The following is an 18,690-nucleotide window of genomic DNA, read 5'->3' as shown; positions in this document are numbered from 1 at the left end:
ATCAAACAAAAACTGGGAACAGGGAGAAAATACTGAACAACTAGAAGATGAAAAAGACAGTGTTAACCTTATCGCTTTTTGCGTTATCTACAGTAAGTTTTGCAGGTTGTTTTACTCTAAACTATTCTTGTGGAGGTGGAACAACGTATTGCCCTCAAGAGCATGATACAATAACAGACATAATGGAGGATATTGACCATATCGAGGCATACGTTTGTGGAGCATAAAAATTGGGAGCATTTATTTAAAAAATGCTCCTATTAACTTAAAAATTAAAATATGAAAAAATTATTATTTTATTTACTAATCATAAACGGCTATATTAATTTATACGCCCAAGAGCAAACGGTCATGCGCTATAACTACTTAGGCAAACTCATTCTAGACAAGACACAGCCTGAGAAAATAGAGGAATATCTATTTGTTCTAGATATTGATTCTAACCAATCTTCCCGTTTTATCGAACTGGCTTTATTAGAGCGAAAACAAGCAATCGCTGAAATAAAATCGCAAGACGAACTCATGCAAACTCTTCGTACTTATCGCTCAAAAACAAACTTCACGATTTTTTATTCCAACGGAATCTTGACTACCTTTTCTAAGATCAATAAAACAATTTTTACATATGACGAACCTAAAAACACCTTGATTTGGAAAATAGAACCTGGTAATGAACAATGGCAGAACTATACCGTACAAAAAGCGACTACTTTTTTTGAAGGCCGCCATTGGAATGTCCTCTTTACCACAGCGATTCCCCTAATTGAAGGTCCTTATAAATTTAAAAACCTACCCGGTTTTGTAGTCAAAGCTTGGGACGATGAACATCACTATGAATTTGAATTCGCAAACAGCAAAAAAATAACTATCAAGAATTGGAACCTGAGTAATCCAAAAGACCTCATCACTCCTATTACGGTGAAACAATACGAAAAAGCATTAAAAGTATATCAAAATAAATCCTATAGAGATCTCTTAATTGAAATGAATCCTAAAAATGCAGAAACAGTACCTGCCGAATTTGCAGAAAAAGTAGGACTTCGTTCAAATCCTATTTTTAAAGTGGAATAACCTTGAAGCACACTATTTCATTCCTTTATTTTTCTATAGTATGCCAGATTCTTTTCGAAACACTTTTATCTTTTGCTTGTTTTACTGCATAAGCGGATCCCTTATGGGACAACAACGCATTCAAGGCAGAATTGCAAATACATCCAATACACCTATTGAAGGAGCCATCATCTCCCTTGTAAAAGCAGAAACAGAGGAGATAATTCAATATACACAGTCTAATACAGCAGGTGTCTTTGAAATGTCGTTACCTACATCAAATTCAAACCTCAACCTACGCATTCAACATCTTGATTATGCGCTATATCACCATGCTTTAGTCTTTCCTGTTCCTTATCTCAATCTCACCTTAAAAGAACAGGAAACCGTATTAGAAGAAATCTTCATTAAACCTTCTCCTATTACACAACGCCATGACACACTAAGCTATCGCGTAGAATCTTTTACATCAAAAACCGATCGCGTATTAGAAGATGTCTTGAAACGACTTCCTGGTATAGAAGTTAGCGCATCAGGTCAAATCAAATATCAAGGAGAAAATATTCATCGCTTTTACGTAGAAGGGTTGGATTTGATGAAAGGACGCTATGCTGCAATAACCAAAGCTATTTCTCCGGATGATATTAGTCGGGTAGAGGTGTATGAGGATCATCAACCAATAAAAATGTTAGCGGGGGCAGTTTCAACAGGCAAACCTGCTTTAAATATTCGATTAAAGAATAAAATAAGCCGTACAGGTACGGCTAAAATTGGAGGAGGATTTAGTCCTTTTATTTGGGATGTAACGCTTTCTCCTATGTTCTTTAGTCGTTTGTTTCAAGCCTTAGGAAGCTATGAAACCAACAACACAGGATCAACTTTAGTGACTAAAATGACCAATCTTTACTCCTTTGAAAAATACGATACTTTTTTATATTCCCCTACCAACATGTCTTTTCTGCAAATAGCCACTAATCCGGATCCTTCGATCAAGCAGAACCGCTATTGGTTTAATCAAGGTCACCTAGGTAATTTGAATGTCATACAAAAACTCAAACAAGAGTGGGAGTTTGCCGCAACAGTATACTATCTAAACGAAAAGAATACGGCAGATGATCGAATGCAAGCCACAACAATACACGATTTTAGTTCAGACACTCCAATAGTTTATAAAAGAACGACCTCAAGTCTTGCTACCCAAGAGACCTTTCTTTCTACTTTTACTTTCACACAAAACAAAAAGAAAAACTATACAAAAAACAAAACAACTCTCCATGTTTCTAGAACGAAAGCAAAGGGAAATTTAACCTTACATACACCCAAAAATCTCATTCAACAGCAAACGAATGCACCAGCAGTTCAATTGCAAAATACAGCAAGCACAATTATTCCTCTAACAGAAAAACATTGGATAAATTTTCGCTCTCTTGTTGATTTTTCAAAAAACAGGGAAGCATATTACACCACTCCAACGGCTCTATTTAGCATGAATACTCTAGACTTAACTCCTTATAACAGTTTGAATCAGCAAGTCGAAAACCAATCATTTTACACGCGAAATGCACTATCTTATGTATGGAGAAAGAACAACTGGACGCTTTCGGAAGAATATAACTTTACCTTTCAACGGACGGATTTTACTTCGAATTTGTATGGTGAAATGGACGGTATCTTGTTTCCAACTTCTGATACCTATCGCAATGATTTAAGTTATCAAATGAGCAGCCATGTTTTACATTCCAAGATTAGCTTTAGATCCAAACGCTGGTCGTTCAACCTCAACCTTCCTTTAGATTGGAATGTTGTGTCATTAACTAACAAAGTAAACAAACAGGAAGACAACAACCGCAAATTGTTTTTTTCCCCTACGCTTTATGCCCAATATACTGCCTCTTTACGTTGGACCTTTAGAGGAAATATAGCTTATAACAGTGTTTCTACCCCGCTCAATCAATTGTATGCCTCTCCTATTTTTAATGCGCTAAATTTTACGTCTTATACCAATCAAATTTTACCGAGTCATCGTTTTACAACGAAGGTAGAAACGAGTTTTAAAGATCCTTTCACAGGATGGTTCTCCTATATGAACTTGGAGTATACGCAGCAAGATCGACCAATTTTATTTACCAAAGAAATTAGCGATAATGGGCAACAGCTAATTCAAGCTGTAGAGCAAAGAAATACAAAAACAACCAAACAAGTAGCATTTAATATAAACAAGCTCATTGAACCTATCAGCACAACTGTAAAAGCAAATTTAAGCTATAGTAGCAGTAAAGATCCCCAATTGATTAATCACATTTACAATACCGTAAAAACAAATCAAAACATCTACCGATTCAGTTTGAGCAATACTTCTTACTCTTGGTTGAATGTAGACTATTCCTTTACGTATCAACAGCGCAAAAACAGCGCTATCTCCTCCTATCAAACTTCTAAAAAAACACATGATGCAACTATAGGTATTCTCCCTTTTTCTCAGCATACTTTACTTGCGACTCTATCTTATCAGGAAGATCACATCCAACAGCACTCATTTACTAGTACTTTTTTAGACTTGACCTATCGTTATACCTTCTCCAAGCGAAAAATAGACGTCGAATTCGCATGGACGAATCTCTTAAATACAGTGCAATACAACCAAGTTATCTTGGAAGATATGATGAGCAGTGTTACACAAACGCCTATAAGACCTAGACAACTCTTAGTCTCCATTCGCTTTTCTTTCTAGCTAAAAAGGCTCTCAACTACAGTTGAAAGCCTTCTCTAACTAACGTATTCTATTTCAAAAGTAATAATCTATTTCTTTTTGGTTGTTACAAGGATTACTCCATTTTTTGCATCTTCTCCATATTCTTTCACTGCCTTTTCTCCTTTGATAACATGTACTTGCTCAATATCATTCGGATCTAAAGAATTAATGATCGTATTATCCTTTACGTGTACTCCATCGATAATATATTTCTGCCAGGCTGATTCTTCATTTCTCATTGTACCACCAACTACAGTCCATTTTTTATACTGTTGCTCTTGTTTTCTAGCCTCAACTGCCGCTTCTATCGCCTGCTTCCTCGCTTCTTTAGATTCTTCCATTGCCTTACGCGATTCAGCCAATGCCTGTTCTCTTACCTCTCGCGTTTCAGCTAGTGCTTTTTTTGCATCTTTTATTGCTCTTGCTCTCGCCTCTTTAGACTCTTCCATTACTTTGCGAGATTCTAACATTGCTTTCTTTGACTCCTCAATTTGTCTTTTAGAACTTTCAATAGCTCTTTTAGCCTCCTCCTGACTTTTCTTTGCCTCTTCTATCGCTTTTTTTACTTCCTCAGATAATTCCTCTCCTTTATTCGTGTGAAAATATGTTGTGCTTGTTTCAGCTGCTTGTTGGCTTTCCTTCAGCAATTCATCAATCGAATAATCTTTACCATTGATGTAAATACGACTATGCCTAGAACCATTTTCCGATGTAACAATTTTAAACTGTTTTAGAGCTCCCTTACCATCATCCACTCGAACTATATTGTACTTGGCCAATTGTTCATCTGTAGCATCATCTGTTTGATACACAATGTTACCATCTTCATCTCTAGTTATAATTTGAACAGATCCCGCTTTTTTCTCAGCAGATTTTTCTCCTTGAGATTTGTTCTCTTCTTTCTTTTTTACCGCTGCCGTTTCTTGTTGTTCCATAGGGAGACTTCCCTCACTCTCTCCTGTTACTTCAGCAGTATGCTTTCTTTTTTCTGACTCCTGTTCTGTATTACTGCCAATTTGCTCTTGCTCCACAAAAACAACTTCTGCTTTTGTTTTCACTTGAAAAAGCAAAAAGAATCCCACCACTAAGGGTAGACATAAAACAAATTTTGATTTTTTCATATTTTTAGATTTGGGTTGGTTGAGTTTAATGATTCTTTTTTTGAGATCAGAAGATCCAAAAGAATTAACCAAAGACATCGCAGATCCTTTCGTTTGTTCAAAACGCACTAAAGTCATTTGATACTCATAGCTATTTTGTACAGCAGAGACCTTTTGATCTACAATATATTCAAGGTTTAATCGAATGACTTGTTCCAACAAAATCAACAGTGGATTAAACCAAAAAATGCATCTTAAACCAGAAATCAAAAGAAGATCTATGGAGTGCTTTTCCTGTACATGCACTTGTTCATGTTGAATAATAGTTGATAGTGTTTCACTTTCTCTATCTTGAGTGGGTAAAACAATCCACTTCCAAAAAGAATAAGCCTCTTGTGTGGTTCCATCTATTTTTACCATTGCGTGATTAGCCCAAAGAGGTAATTGCTTGACATAACGCGTTAATCGAATCACTTTTGCGACGAATAGAAATCCTAATACACTACTTATGGTTAATACTAAATAGGTAAGAATTGTTTGCCAGTCTAAGGCGTTTATCCAACTCAATTGCTCTTCCACCAATAGATCTTCATTCCCCTGTTGTAGCAATGCCGACCAATCGATGTGCTGCTCTACATATACTGTTTGGGTAAAACGCAATAGCGGTAGTATAAAACTCAATCCAATTCCCACTAAAAAATAGTAGCGAATTGCAGAAAAGAACGTTTCTTTTCTCAAAACCAAATAATAAAAAGCTAAGACTATAACGAGCAAGCCATTTACTTTCAATAGATATTCAACAAATGAATGCATAAACTACAGGTTTTGGGGTTGATACTTACTTTTTATTGCGCTCAATGATTGAAAGAATTTCATCCAATTCTTTTTGTGAGACCTGTTTATCCTTGACAAAAAAGTTAACCAAATTACTAAATGAATTGTCAAAATACTTGTGCATTGTTTCTTCCATAAACATGGAGCGATACGCTTCCATCGTTACAACAGGATAATACTGATGTGATTTGCCGTAGGCATGATGAGCCACTACTCCTTTTTCTTCCAAAATACGCACTAACGTAGATAAGGTATTATAATGAGGCTTGGGTTCTGGCATTTCTGCCAATATATCGTTGATAAAACCTTTTTGCAACTTCCAAAGGATGTGCATGATCTCTTCTTCCTTGTTGGTTAATTTTTCCATTTCTTTTTCTTTTGACTAAAACAAACATATAACTAAAAATTTAGTTATCAAACTAAATTTTTAGTTTTCAATAAAAAAAGTTGATTTACATAAAAAAAGGCACTATAAATCATGTTGATTTACAGTGCCTTTAAAGAAAAATAACACGTAGTCTCCTACAATGCATTCAGTAATTGAAGCATTTCTTTTGGACCAACATAAGCATACTGTTGGTATATAATTTCATAGTTTTCATTTAGAAATACCAAGGCGGGATAAGCATTTTGAGACGTTAAGGCCTCCGCTAATTCATGCACACCAGCTTGGAGTCCTTTCTTCTTAAAAACAAAATCTTTGTTCCTAAAGCGAATACTTTCCTTTGATTCGGCATCAAACGAAATAAAGTACACATTTTCTTCTAAGGTTTGTTGCACTTTCTCATTAGCAAAAGTTTTCTTTTTCATCAACGCACAATAGTTACACCAATTCGTATGTAAAAACACGACGATAGGCTTTGCTTTTGCTTCCATATTCTTCTCCAAAGAAGAGAATGTCACTTCTTGCGCTTTTACTTTCATCCCACTGGTGAGTAACAAAATCAACCAAGTTAAAACAAGAATTCCTTTTCTGCTTATCCCTTTCATGGACTAACTAATTTAAAAAATACTATATCTCACACCGATAAAACCTCTGATTCCCTGTAAAGCTGTATAGCTATAATCATTCGGTTCAAAAATAACATCTGTTCTTCCTGGAGGCGGGGTAACGCCATTACCAGGTTCTCCAAATGGATCCCACCATCTTGCAATGGTGTCTTCTTTCGGAAGTGTATTGAAAATATTTTTCACACCACCATATACTTGGAAATTATTTCCAAATTTCTTCGTTACTTGAATATTGGCGATCACCGTCCAGGGTGAATATTCAGGGCGATAATCATCTTCTACTCTCGGTAAGCGCATAGGTCCTTTCCAATCACCTGTTAAATCTGCAGTAAAACCACTACCAAAATTATAGCTCGCCAAAACATTCCCTGACCACTTTGGTGAATGATAAATTTGCTCGCGCTGACCATCCTCTTTTCGATACACATCCATATACGTAACTCCAGCCATCAATTTCAATGGAAAGTCAAAAGCAACATCCATATTCAAAGAAACCCCCTTTGAAATCGCATGTCCGTCTAAGTTCGCGTAGATAATTTTATATTGATCGGTATCCGTATCTGCGTCAATCTTATTAGTAAAATAGGTATAGAACCCATTGATATCAAAATTAAAAGCCCCAAAATTAGTTGGTACCTTAACCGTATAATTCAAATTGACATTATATGATTTTTCAGGATCTAAGGCTTCCGCGAATACAACTTCTCTTGCTCCTGTTAAGGCGCGGTGATCTTCTGTAAATACATTCACCACTCTAAATCCTGTTCCAAAACTAGCGCGCAAGGCGTGGTTGGTGTTTGGTGCAAATTTGTATCCTAAGCGAGGCGAATGGATACCGCCATGTGTTTTATCATAATCAAAGCGATAACCAAGTAACAATTTATTCTGTTTATTCAATGACCACTCATCTTGAACAAATAATCCTGGTATTGGCGTTTCTTGAGGTTGGTTTTTGACTAAACCATTTTCATCGTAAATTCCCGTTGCACGTGTATTGTCATCGTAATAGGTATACTTAAATGATCCTCCAATCAACAAACTGTGATCGCCTATGGTTTTATCCCAATAGGCCTGAGCAAAAGCAACTTGTTGCTTGGCATCATAAGATTCTGGTCCATACATCGAATTTTGATTGTGATAGATATACGAAAACTGCGTATAGATGTTTTCCGTTGTCGGCAATTGATACATTCCGATAGCTTCAAAGCGATTGGTAAAAATACTCTCTGCATATACCTCTTCTCCACCTCTGTGTTTCTTGCGATTCCAATGCGTTTCACCCCCCCAACGATCTTCGTATACATAACGTAAAGCCAAACTTGCAACGCGATTTTCAGGACGTTTCAAACTAAACTTATTAAACAAAGAAACGCGTTCTTGTTGTGTTACATCAGTAAATCCATCGCCATTTTTATCTTTTCGCTCGCCAAATTTAAAGTAGTTTCCTCCAAATAATCCATTCACTTTTTTTCCCAATTTATAGCCAGCTCCTAAGTCGAGGTTATTTTCCAGCCAGGTTGTACTAAAGGCATCTACACTTAATTTAGCAGCATGTTCAGGGTCTTTGGTAATAACATTAATAATTCCTCCCATAGCTTCAGTTCCATATAGCGAAGAGGCAGGACCCTTCACCACTTCAACGCGTTCGATCATATTGGTGGGAATCCCAAACAATCCATAAACGGTAGAAAGTGAAGACACAATTGGCATTCCATCTATTAAGATCATCGTATATGGACCTTCCATTCCATTGATGTGGATATCTCCTGTATTACATACGTTGCAATTCAACTGAGGTTGTACCCCATTAATCATTTGCACAGCATCAAATAAATTTGACGTTGGATTTTTCTCAAAAAAAGCAGGTGTATAAATCTCCACTGGAGTAACCGCATCAGATTTCAAAACTGGTTTTAACGATCCTGAAATTACAATTTCATCCAAACTCGAATCTTCTTCTAAGTCAAAATTCACCGTTAGTGTTTGATTTTCTTTCACTGTAACGCGCTTTGACATTTTTTTAAAACCAACGAATTCAGCTTGCACAAGATAGGATCCCACTTGTACTTTTTCGATTTTATATTTTCCATCCTCATCAGAGGTTGTCCCTTTAGCGGAATTTGCAATAGACACACTCGCATAAGACAACACCTCCCCTTTTGAGGTAATCTTTCCTTGGATAGTTTGAGCTTCAGCTGCGCTAGCGAAAACCAGAAGAAACAAAAAACTTATTACTACACGCATAAAAAAATATTTACTGTTATATTGAATTAAAATTTAGGCAAAGCTAAAAATATAATTTAAATAAAAAAAATCGTAAATTTGTATTTTATAAAAAACTACTCCATGCTTACGTATTCAGAAGAAAACTATTTGAAAACCATTTTTCATTTATCACAGGGCGAAGAAAACGGAATTTCTACGAATGCAATTGCTGCACGAATAGAGACCAAAGCCTCTTCGGTAACGGATATGATCAAGAAATTAAATGATAAAAAACTAGTTACTTATCAAAAGTATCAAGGAGTTCGCTTGACATCAGAAGGGCTTTTAGCGGCAAAAATGATTGTGAGAAAGCACCGTTTATGGGAGGTTTTTTTAGTTGATAAATTAGGATTTAGTTGGGATGAAGTCCACGACGTTGCGGAAGAGTTAGAGCACATTAAGTCAGAAAAGTTAATCAACAAATTAGAAGCCTATCTTGGATTTCCGACGGAAGATCCACATGGTGATCCCATTCCTAACGCAAAAGGGGAAATAAAACAAATCAAGAAAAAGATATTAGCAGAAATAAAAGTTCAACAAGCAGTAATTTGCGTAGGAGTAAAAGATTCCTCAGCTGAATTTTTGCAATATTTAGACAAACAAAAAATCGCCTTAGGCAGTGAGATCGTAATTTTGGAAATTGAGCCGTTTGATCAATCGTATTTAATTGAAATTAATGGTACAAAAATTACGATAACCAAAAAGATAGCAAACAATCTTTTTGTTCAACTGAAATAACTATAAGGCTTACTAATCAGTAAGCTTTTTTTATTCAACCACTCAAAAACAACCGTATGAGTTTATTATTTAGTTCACTTCGATTAAAGAATCACACCTTAAAAAATAGAATTATTGTTTCGCCCATGTGCCAATATTCTGCCACGGATGGTTTTGCAACCGATTGGCATCTAGTTCATTTAGGTCAATTTGCAACGGGTCAAGTAGCTGCAATCATCCAAGAAGCAACAGCTGTTGTTCCCGAAGGGCGCATTACATATGGAGATTTGGGGATTTGGTCTGATGAACACATAGAAAAGCTACAACAGATTACAAAATTTATTAAAGCGCAAAACTGTATTCCAGGTATTCAATTAGCGCATGCAGGACGAAAAGCGAGTTGCGAAAAGCCGTGGATTACGAGAGATCAAATTGCACCCAATCAACACAATGGTTGGCAAACTGTTGCTCCTTCAACAATACCATTTAACGACAACGATCACCCTCCTCTTGCCTTGACCAAAGAGGAAATCAAACAAACGATTGATGCATTTAAACAAGCTACCGTTCGTTCGATACAAGCAGGGTATGAAATAATTGAGCTCCATGGTGCCCATGGTTATTTAATTCATCAATTCTTTTCTCCTCTAATAAACAATAGAACAGATGAATACGGAGGAAGCTTTGCGAATAGAATTCGATTTTTATTAGAAATTATAGAGGCTGTTCAACCTGTGTTAACTACACAGAGTTTATGGGTTCGAATCTCCGCTACAGATTGGGCCGAAGGCGGATGGACCCTTGAAGAAAGCGTTGCGCTAGCTCAAATTTTACAAGAAAAAGGCGTAGAAGTGATTGATGTGAGTACAGGAGGTGGTGTGAGACATCAAAAAATCACAACAGGTCCAAATTATCAAGTGCCTTATGCGGCACAAATCAAAGCCAACACAACATTGCCTGTTGGGGCTGTTGGAGAAATTAAAACAGGTCCACAAGCGGAAGCTATTTTACAACAAAACGAAGCCGATCTAATTTTTATTGCACGAGAGTTACTAAGGGATCCTCATTTTGCCATGACAGCGGCTCAACAATTGGGGGAGGAAATTCCGTGGGCTCCACAATATGAAAGAGGAAAAGAATAATTTAAATTTTACACTATATTCAATGAATAAAAGCTTATTAGCACTTGCTGTTGGTGGATTAGCCATCGGTATGACCGAATTTTCGATGATGGGTTTATTACCTGAAATCGCAAAAGACTTACAAATATCTATTCCAAAAGCAGGAAATTTTATATCAACGTATGCCCTTGGTGTAGTAGTTGGGGCACCCTTATTGGTAATGTCTTCCAACAAATTTGCTCCACACAAGGTTTTAATGGCATTAATGCTGCTATTTTCCGTTTTTCACGTTCTTTTTGTACTATCCCCTTCTTATCCAACCTTAATTGCAACGCGATTTATGTCGGGATTACCTCATGGTGCTTTCTTTGGAGTAGGATCTGTAGTAGCAACTCAATTAGCACAAAAGGGAAAAGAAGCTCAAGCCGTTTCTATTATGTTTGCGGGATTAACCACAGCCAACTTAGCAGGAGTCCCTCTAAGTACATGGATTGGTCAACATTATTCTTGGCGTGAAGCGTATACCCTAATTGCCTCTTTAGGAGTATTAACAACCTTAGCGATTTACTTTTGGATTCCCAAATTACAAGCAGATACGACAACCAATACCAAAAAACAAATGGCCTTTTTCAAAACGCCTATTGCGTGGATTTTAGTTGCGCTTATTTCCATTGGAACAGGAGGGTTATTTGCCTGGATCAGTTACATAGCTCCCATGATGACAAATATCGCTTTGATTCCCGAGGCGAACATACCTATTATCATGACTTTAGTCGGACTAGGAATGTTTCTGGGTAATTTTGTAGGAGGAAAAATTGCAGATACCTTTTCACCTGCGAAGGCCGTTATTTTTTCTTTCTCACTAATGGCCGTATGTTTATTAGTAGTATACTATACCGTACACATCCAATGGATGGCTTATACCATGTCTTTAGTAACGGGGTTAGTAGCCTTTACTATCGGATCACCCTTACAAATGCTGTTAATCAAAAACGCAAAAGGATCAGAAATGTTAGCTGCATCAGCAGGACAAGCGTGTTTCAACATTGGCAATGCATTAGGTGCATTCTTGGGAGGTATTCCCATTACAATGGGATTGGGTTATAATTCGCCAGAATGGGTAGGTGCTGGGATGGCACTCTGTGGTGCGATGTTAGCCTATCTATTTATTCAATTCAAAAAAAGAGAGGAATCTTTGCCACAAGAAATTCAATAGTTTACACCTACATTCTTCAAGCAAAAGACGTCCTATTCACAATAAGTTTATAAATTTGCAGAAATAATTTTTACCATGTATAGAACTCATACTTGTGGAGCTTTAAGTGCTTCAGATATAAATACAACAGTTACCCTTTCAGGTTGGGTGAGTAAACACCGTGATAAAGGTTTTATGATTTGGGTTGATTTACGTGATCGTTATGGTATTACACAATTAATCTTTGATGCGGAAAGAACAGATAAAACTGTTTTCGAAACAGCGAAAAACTTAGGTCGTGAATATGTAATCCAAGTAACGGGAACTGTAATAGAACGCGCATCTAAAAATCCAAATATGCCAACTGGGGATATTGAAATTTTAGTTGAGTCACTAACAATTTTAAACGAATCAAGTGTTCCACCTTTTACAATTGAAGATGAAACTGATGGAGGAGAAGATATTCGAATGAAATATCGCTACTTAGATATTCGTAGAAATCCTGTAAAAAACAGTTTACTTTTCAGACATAAAGTTGCACAAGAGGTGAGAAATTATCTTTCTGCACAAGATTTCTGTGAAGTAGAAACACCATACTTAATCAGTTCTACACCTGAAGGAGCGCGTGATTTTATCGTACCTTCTCGTATGAACCCTGGTCAATTTTATGCCTTACCGCAATCACCACAAACCTTCAAACAATTGTTGATGGTAGGAGGTATGGATCGCTACTTCCAAATCGTGAGATGTTTCCGCGATGAGGATTTACGTGCAGATAGACAACCTGAATTTACACAAATCGACTGTGAAATGGCTTTTGTTGATCAAGAAGATGTCATGGACACATTCGAAGGGATGACGAAACACTTATTGAAATCTATTCACGGTGTTGAAATTGATAAATTCCCTCGCATGACATTCGAAGAAGCCATGCGTACTTACGGAAATGACAAACCAGATATCCGTTTCGGGATGAAGTTTGGAGAGTTAAACGCTGTAGCGCAACACAAAGATTTTGGTGTTTTCAACAGCGCTGAATTAGTAGTGGGTATTGCTGTTCCTGGTGGAGCGGCGTATACTAGAAAAGAAATCGATGCTTTAATTGATTGGGTAAAACGCCCACAAGTTGGAGCTTCGGGAATGGTATATTGTAAATGTGAGGCTGATGGTTCATTCAAATCTTCTGTTGATAAATTTTATGACCAGGAAGATTTAAAACAATGGGCAAGTATCACAGGAGCAACAACAGGAGATATTATCTTAGTTCTTTCAGGTCCTGCAAATAAAACAAGAGCACAATTAAGTGCATTGCGCATGGAGTTAGGAAATCGTTTAGGATTGAGAAAATCAGACGAGTTTGCTCCATTATGGGTAATCGATTTTCCTTTATTTGAATGGGACGAAGAATCAGGACGTTATTTCGCCATGCACCACCCATTTACTTCACCCAAGAAAGAAGATATCGCTTTACTAGATACAGATCCAGGAAAAGTTCGCGCAAATGCTTACGACATGGTTTTAAATGGAAACGAAATTGGAGGGGGGTCTATTCGTATTCACGATAAAACAACCCAAGAATTGATGTTTAAACACTTAGGTTTCTCTAAAGAAGAAGCAGAAAAGCAATTCGGATTCTTGATGAATGCCTTCCAATATGGGGCACCACCACATGGAGGGTTGGCTTTTGGACTAGACCGCCTGGTAGCTATTTTAGGAGGACAAGAGACCATTCGCGATTTCATTGCTTTCCCTAAAAACAATTCAGGAAGAGACGTGATGATTGACGCACCAAGTATGATTCGCCCAGAACAATTAGAAGAATTACACATTGCTATCAAAGCGGAAAAATAACAAAAAACGGGAACTTGAAAGTTCCCGTTTTTTATTTCTTTATTTTATACAAAACAGCTTCTTCACCATCAAGTATAATATCTTGTTCATACGTAAGTCCCAGCTTTTCTAAAACGCATATAGAAGCGATATTAGCTTTCATCGCCCGACCAATGATATGAGATAATTGAAATTGATTAAATCCCACTTGTAAACAAGCTTGTGCGCTTTCAGTCGCATATCCCTTCCCCCATTCTTCTTCAAAGAAACGAAAACCGATATCTGTTTGTTGGGTATCTGCATCGAACTTTAATCCACACCAGCCGATAAATTGTCCTGTATCCTTTAAAACTACCGCCCATCTGCCATAACCCTTCTCGCGATAATCGCTGTAATTTTCTAGAAATATCCTGGCTTCCTCTACATCTGTAAAAGCAGTATTCCCCGTGTAGCGAATCACATTGGGATTGGCATTCAATTCAAAAAAAGAACTTGCATCACTTGGATGTAGCTCTCTTAGAACTAAGCGAGAAGTTTCTAGAATCTTTTTCATTTCATCAAGGGCTATCTCCTATTTCGCGTTATACATATTCATGGCATTATTCAACCCTCCTAAAGCAAATTCCTGAATAGCCTTAGAAGACGTTTCCAGACGTTCTACAAGTTTTTCTTTCTCTTCTTCAGACCATTCCCCTAACACGTAATCTACTTGCTGACCTTTCTTAAATTCATCGCTAATACCGAATCGAAAACGCGGGTAATTTGTATTGTTTAAAACCGCCTGAATATTCTTTAATCCATTGTGACCACCATCTGATCCTTTGGCTTTGATGCGAATCGTTCCGAAGGGAATATTCAAGTCATCCGTTACCACCAAAACATTCTCTAGGGGAATGTTTTCTTTCTGCATCCAATATTGAACAGCTTTACCACTTAAATTCATAAAAGTATTAGGCTTCAACAATAACAGCGTTCTACCTTTTACTTTTACTTCTGCTAAACTTCCCAATTTTACCGTTTGCCAATCTCCCCCTAAATCACGGGCTACTTGTTCTACAACTTTAAATCCAATATTATGACGTGTATGAATATATTCAACACCTATATTTCCCAATCCTACAATTAAAAACTTCTTCATGGTATTATGTTACTAATTTTCAGGGTACAAAAATAAAGCAAACCCGAGACATTCCATAAGTTATTTAACCAAATAAAAAAAGCGCCTGTAAAAATACAGGCGCTTTCCAATAATGTATATAAGCTATAATTATTTTTTCTTTGAAGGAGCTTTTGCTGCTTTCGCTGCTTCTTGAGCTGCTTTCATAGCTGCACGAGAAATTCTCACTTGACAAACTACAGTGTTATCTGGGTGTAATAATTTATAGTTATCAGTTGCGATATCTGTAACGTATAATTTATTACCCATTTCTAAGTCAGAAATGTTTACTTCTACGAAGTCAGGTAAGTTAGCTGGTAAAGCTCTTACTTTTAATTTACGGTTGTTGATGTTTAATACACCTCCAGCCATAACTCCTTTAGAGTTACCTGAAATTTTGATAGGCACTTCTAAAGTGATTTCTTTATCGTCGAATAATTGGTAGAAATCGATGTGTAAGATTTTGTCAGATACCGGGTGGAACTGAATATCTTGTAAAATAGCATTGATTTTTTTACCACCTTCTAATTCAATCACAACAGTGTGTACATTAGGAGTGTAAACTAAACTTTTAAATGCTTTCTCTTCTGCTGTGAAGTGGATTGCTGATTGTTCTCCTCCGTATACTACGCAAGGAACCATTCCAGCATTACGTAAGGCTTTAGTAGAAACTTTACCTACGCTTTCTCTTTCTGATCCTTTAATTGTAATTGATTTCATTACTTTAAATATTTAGTATTAATAATTTACATTACGAATGTTTTGCTAATCGATAAATTCGATTGCACATTGTGCATTGTTTCTGCAAACAATGGAGCACAACTAAGTACTTTAATTTTGTCACATGGTTTTTTCAACGGAATTGAATCTGTAACGATTAATTCTGTTAATGAAGATTCTTCAATCTTCTCATAAGCACTTCCTGATAAGATTGCATGAGTACAAATAGCACGTACACTCAACGCTCCTCTTTCTAACATCATATCCGCTGCTTTTGCCAACGTACCACCTGTATCGATCATATCGTCAACCAAAATAACGTTACGTCCTTTTACGTCGCCAATAAGTTCCATCTTCTCGATTACGTTTGCTTCTTTTCTTTGTTTGTAACAGATTACTACATCTGAATTTAAAAACTTAGAATAAGCATAAGCTCTTTTTGAACCTCCCATATCTGGTGATGCAATCGTAAGATTTTCAATATTTAAACTCTTAACATAAGGTAAAAATATTGTTGATGCATAAAGATGATCTACTGGTTTTTCGAAGAATCCTTGGATTTGATCTGCGTGTAGATCCATGGTCATAATTCTCGTTGCACCAGCTGATTCTAATAATTTTGCAACTAACTTCGCTCCAATTGGAACTCTTGGTTTATCTTTTCTATCCTGTCTAGCCCATCCGAAATAAGGGATTACCGCAGTAATGTGGCGTGCTGACGCTCTCTTAGCTGCATCACACATCAACAATAATTCCATTAGGTTATCTGATGATGGAAATGTAGAACAAACAAGGAAAACTCGTCTTCCTCGAATTGATTCTTCAAAAGAGGGTTGAAATTCCCCATCACTGTAATGTGATAAGGTCGCTTTACCCAATTCTATACCATATTCCTTTGCTATCTTCTCCGCTAATTCAATACTTTGCGAACAAGCAAAAATTTTTGCTTCTGATTCAGGATTTAACATTTTTTCTAATTAGTTGTTATGTTGTTAGTTAGTGCCTCCTTATTGTAATTCAGCGATGCAAATTTATAAAATATTAATTGACTAGAACGATTTTTTTGCTTTTTTTCTTTGATAGCATATTTTTTTCTGTAAATTTGCACTCACAATTCAACACCAAATGCCCGGATGGCGGAATTGGTAGACGCGCACGACTCAAACTCGTGTTCCTAGGAGTGTGGGTTCGATTCCCACTCCGGGTACGAAAAAAGCCTAACTTTTTAGTTAGGCTTTTTTATTTTCAATACTTTTCTATTCTAAATTTAACAGCAGGTTATAAACAGTAACCTGCATATCAAAATCTATTTCGCATCGTCAGCAGAAGGTCCATACATACCAGGAATCGGAATATCTAGCAAGCGTAAATAAACAGACAATTGTCCTCTGTGGTGGTAGATATGATTATTTACAACAAATCGATTAGCTCCAACTTTGGGCATTTCCATAATTGTATGTTCTCCAGCTTTCAATGTCCAAGGTTGCATCCATTGTTCCTCTGACATTGATTCTACAGCCTTTACAACACGTTTCTCATAATTGTCGATCACCTGCAACAACTCCTCTGTTGTTTTAGCCTCTAATGGCTTATAATCTGTATGAAAGTTTAAGCTCTCTTGTTGCGTAATAATTTCTGTCCAGATGATCAATTCAACAATGTGTCTTGATAGGTCACCTAAACTCATAGATTTTGCATGTGGTTTCCAATCCCATTTATCCGTCGGTACACAAGCAATAATCTTTCTTGTACTACCTAACTCGTGTTGTAGTTCTACTAAAAAACTTCTGTTAATACTCATAATCTTCGTTGTTATTTTTCTAAGAGGAAAACTACAAAATGAAACGCATATATTCAATTTATTTGATAAATATAATTTTATCTTTACTCAAACAATATAAGTTCACTGCCAACTTTCCTTTGGGTTGATTATCTTTGTAAAAAACTACAATCTTGAATCAAGAATCCAACTATCTTTCCTTTGATGACGCTAAACGCAAATTAGAGCACTATTGTGCATACCAAGACCGTTGTCACTCAGAAGTAGTCAACAAATTATTTTCGCTGCGTATAACACCCCAAATACACGATGAAATCATCGTACATCTAATCGAACACAACTTCCTGAATGAAGAGCGATTTGCAAAGAGCTTTGTAAGAGGTAAGCACAGATTAAGTGCTTGGGGGAAAAACAGAATTACTTCAGAATTAAAATTGAGAAATATCAACAGTCGGCTAATTACAATTGCACTAACCGAAATAAACGATGAGGAATACTATCAAACGTTTGATCGTATCAGTGAAAATAAATGGATTCAACTAACAGATTCAGATATACAAAAGAAAAAACAAAAATTCCAAGCTTATTTATTCCGCAAGGGATATGCGATGAATGACATTATTGAAAAGACAAACGAACTGGAAAAAGAAAGTTAATAGAGCCTGCTTGTTCACTATCCAGTATACGTAGAGACCGCAGAACTCTTACCCTAGTCAATTACTTGACGTTTAAAGCAACAAAAAGCACGTAAATACATTTGTGTATAAGAAATAATTAAAGCCCTTCTAAGGGCTTTTTTTGTGCGTTGTTTGTCGTTTGTCGTTTGTTGTGCGACTCACCATCTATCTCACCTAGTTTATATTTGTTTTGGTGTTCGATGAATATATCTCACCTAGTTTATATTTGTTTTGGTGTTCGATGAATCTACACTGCGTTTCGATTTTCACTGCGTTTCGATTTCACCACCTATCTCACCTAGTTTATATTGGTTTTAGTGTTCGATGAATCTACACTGCGTTCCGATTTCACCATCTCACCACCTCACCACCTCACCAAACAAAAAAAGCGAACTCTCGTTCGCCACTGATCCCAGTTAACAGTTCACTGATAATCAAAAACAAAAAAGCCTGACTACTTACGTAATCAGGCTTTTCAAAAG

Annotated in this window: 17 protein-coding genes and 1 tRNA gene; 9 read left to right on the top strand and 9 right to left on the bottom strand. The window is 36.6% G+C overall.

What is annotated here, in order from left to right; translation table 11 throughout:
- Positions 1-47 precede the first annotated feature (47 nt).
- From H4K33_RS09790 to H4K33_RS09780, 3 genes are all read left to right on the top strand, one after another.
- Positions 48-227, top strand: a complete 180-nt coding sequence (locus tag H4K33_RS09790; RefSeq protein WP_182648394.1) for a hypothetical protein — start codon at positions 48-50, stop codon at positions 225-227.
- Positions 228-279: 52 nt separating this feature from the next.
- Entirely contained in the window at positions 280-1,071 is a 792-nt protein-coding gene (locus tag H4K33_RS09785) for a GLPGLI family protein (protein WP_182648392.1), read from the top strand.
- Between the two features lie 103 nt (positions 1,072-1,174).
- The gene (locus tag H4K33_RS09780) at positions 1,175-3,781 is read left to right on the top strand and encodes a carboxypeptidase regulatory-like domain-containing protein (protein ID WP_255493646.1); all 2,607 of its coding nucleotides are present in this window, start codon (positions 1,175-1,177) and stop codon (positions 3,779-3,781) included.
- 68 nt (positions 3,782-3,849) lie between these two features.
- Here H4K33_RS09780 and H4K33_RS09775 read toward each other — a convergent pair whose 3' ends face one another.
- From H4K33_RS09775 to H4K33_RS09760, 4 genes are all read right to left on the bottom strand, one after another.
- Positions 3,850-5,715 carry a M56 family metallopeptidase gene (locus H4K33_RS09775; RefSeq protein WP_182648388.1) on the bottom strand — a complete coding sequence of 622 codons (1,866 nt, stop codon included), beginning with the start codon at positions 5,713-5,715 and terminating at the stop codon, positions 3,850-3,852.
- 25 nt (positions 5,716-5,740) lie between these two features.
- On the bottom strand, positions 5,741-6,103 hold the full coding sequence (locus tag H4K33_RS09770; RefSeq protein WP_182648386.1) for a BlaI/MecI/CopY family transcriptional regulator: 363 nt from the start codon (positions 6,101-6,103) through the stop codon (positions 5,741-5,743).
- 155 nt (positions 6,104-6,258) lie between these two features.
- Complete coding sequence (locus H4K33_RS09765; RefSeq protein WP_182648384.1) at positions 6,259-6,726, bottom strand: thioredoxin family protein; 468 nt, start codon at positions 6,724-6,726, stop codon at positions 6,259-6,261.
- A 12-nt stretch (positions 6,727-6,738) separates the two neighbouring features.
- Positions 6,739-8,991 carry a TonB-dependent receptor gene (locus tag H4K33_RS09760; RefSeq protein WP_182648382.1) on the bottom strand — a complete coding sequence of 751 codons (2,253 nt, stop codon included), beginning with the start codon at positions 8,989-8,991 and terminating at the stop codon, positions 6,739-6,741.
- A gap of 102 nt (positions 8,992-9,093) precedes the next feature.
- Between H4K33_RS09760 and H4K33_RS09755 the strand changes: the two genes are divergently transcribed.
- From H4K33_RS09755 to aspS, 4 genes are all read left to right on the top strand, one after another.
- The gene (locus tag H4K33_RS09755) at positions 9,094-9,750 is read left to right on the top strand and encodes a metal-dependent transcriptional regulator (protein ID WP_182648380.1); all 657 of its coding nucleotides are present in this window, start codon (positions 9,094-9,096) and stop codon (positions 9,748-9,750) included.
- A gap of 56 nt (positions 9,751-9,806) precedes the next feature.
- A complete protein-coding gene (locus H4K33_RS09750) occupies positions 9,807-10,871 on the top strand; it encodes an NADH:flavin oxidoreductase/NADH oxidase (protein ID WP_182648378.1) in 1,065 nt (354 codons plus the stop codon).
- A 22-nt stretch (positions 10,872-10,893) separates the two neighbouring features.
- Entirely contained in the window at positions 10,894-12,066 is a 1,173-nt protein-coding gene (locus H4K33_RS09745; protein ID WP_182648376.1) for an MFS transporter, read from the top strand.
- A gap of 75 nt (positions 12,067-12,141) precedes the next feature.
- Entirely contained in the window at positions 12,142-13,896 is a 1,755-nt protein-coding gene (gene aspS, locus H4K33_RS09740; protein WP_182648374.1) for an aspartate--tRNA ligase, read from the top strand.
- A 31-nt stretch (positions 13,897-13,927) separates the two neighbouring features.
- Here aspS and H4K33_RS09735 read toward each other — a convergent pair whose 3' ends face one another.
- From H4K33_RS09735 to H4K33_RS09720, 4 genes are all read right to left on the bottom strand, one after another.
- A complete protein-coding gene (locus H4K33_RS09735) occupies positions 13,928-14,428 on the bottom strand; it encodes a GNAT family N-acetyltransferase (RefSeq protein ID WP_182648372.1) in 501 nt (166 codons plus the stop codon).
- 18 nt (positions 14,429-14,446) lie between these two features.
- Positions 14,447-15,013, bottom strand: a complete 567-nt coding sequence (gene pth / locus H4K33_RS09730) for an aminoacyl-tRNA hydrolase (protein WP_182648370.1) — start codon at positions 15,011-15,013, stop codon at positions 14,447-14,449.
- A 129-nt stretch (positions 15,014-15,142) separates the two neighbouring features.
- Positions 15,143-15,751 (bottom strand): 50S ribosomal protein L25/general stress protein Ctc, encoded by a 609-nt coding sequence (locus tag H4K33_RS09725; protein ID WP_182648368.1) that lies wholly within the window; start codon positions 15,749-15,751, stop codon positions 15,143-15,145.
- A gap of 26 nt (positions 15,752-15,777) precedes the next feature.
- A complete protein-coding gene (locus H4K33_RS09720; protein ID WP_182648366.1) occupies positions 15,778-16,719 on the bottom strand; it encodes a ribose-phosphate pyrophosphokinase in 942 nt (313 codons plus the stop codon).
- A gap of 159 nt (positions 16,720-16,878) precedes the next feature.
- On the opposite strand from H4K33_RS09720, the gene H4K33_RS09715 reads away from it, so the two are divergent.
- Positions 16,879-16,958, top strand: a tRNA-Leu gene (locus tag H4K33_RS09715).
- Positions 16,959-17,057: 99 nt separating this feature from the next.
- Here the strand turns inward: H4K33_RS09715 and H4K33_RS09710 are convergent.
- Entirely contained in the window at positions 17,058-17,552 is a 495-nt protein-coding gene (locus tag H4K33_RS09710) for a DinB family protein (RefSeq protein WP_182648364.1), read from the bottom strand.
- A 152-nt stretch (positions 17,553-17,704) separates the two neighbouring features.
- Here H4K33_RS09710 and H4K33_RS09705 point away from each other — a divergent pair, with 152 nt between their 5' ends.
- The gene (locus H4K33_RS09705) at positions 17,705-18,187 is read left to right on the top strand and encodes a regulatory protein RecX (protein ID WP_182648362.1); all 483 of its coding nucleotides are present in this window, start codon (positions 17,705-17,707) and stop codon (positions 18,185-18,187) included.
- Positions 18,188-18,690 lie beyond the last annotated feature (503 nt).

This window comes from Myroides sp. WP-1 (assembly GCF_014145635.1).
Lineage (GTDB): Bacteria > Bacteroidota > Bacteroidia > Flavobacteriales > Flavobacteriaceae > Flavobacterium.
This window is presented reverse-complemented; position numbering and strand designations above follow the sequence as displayed.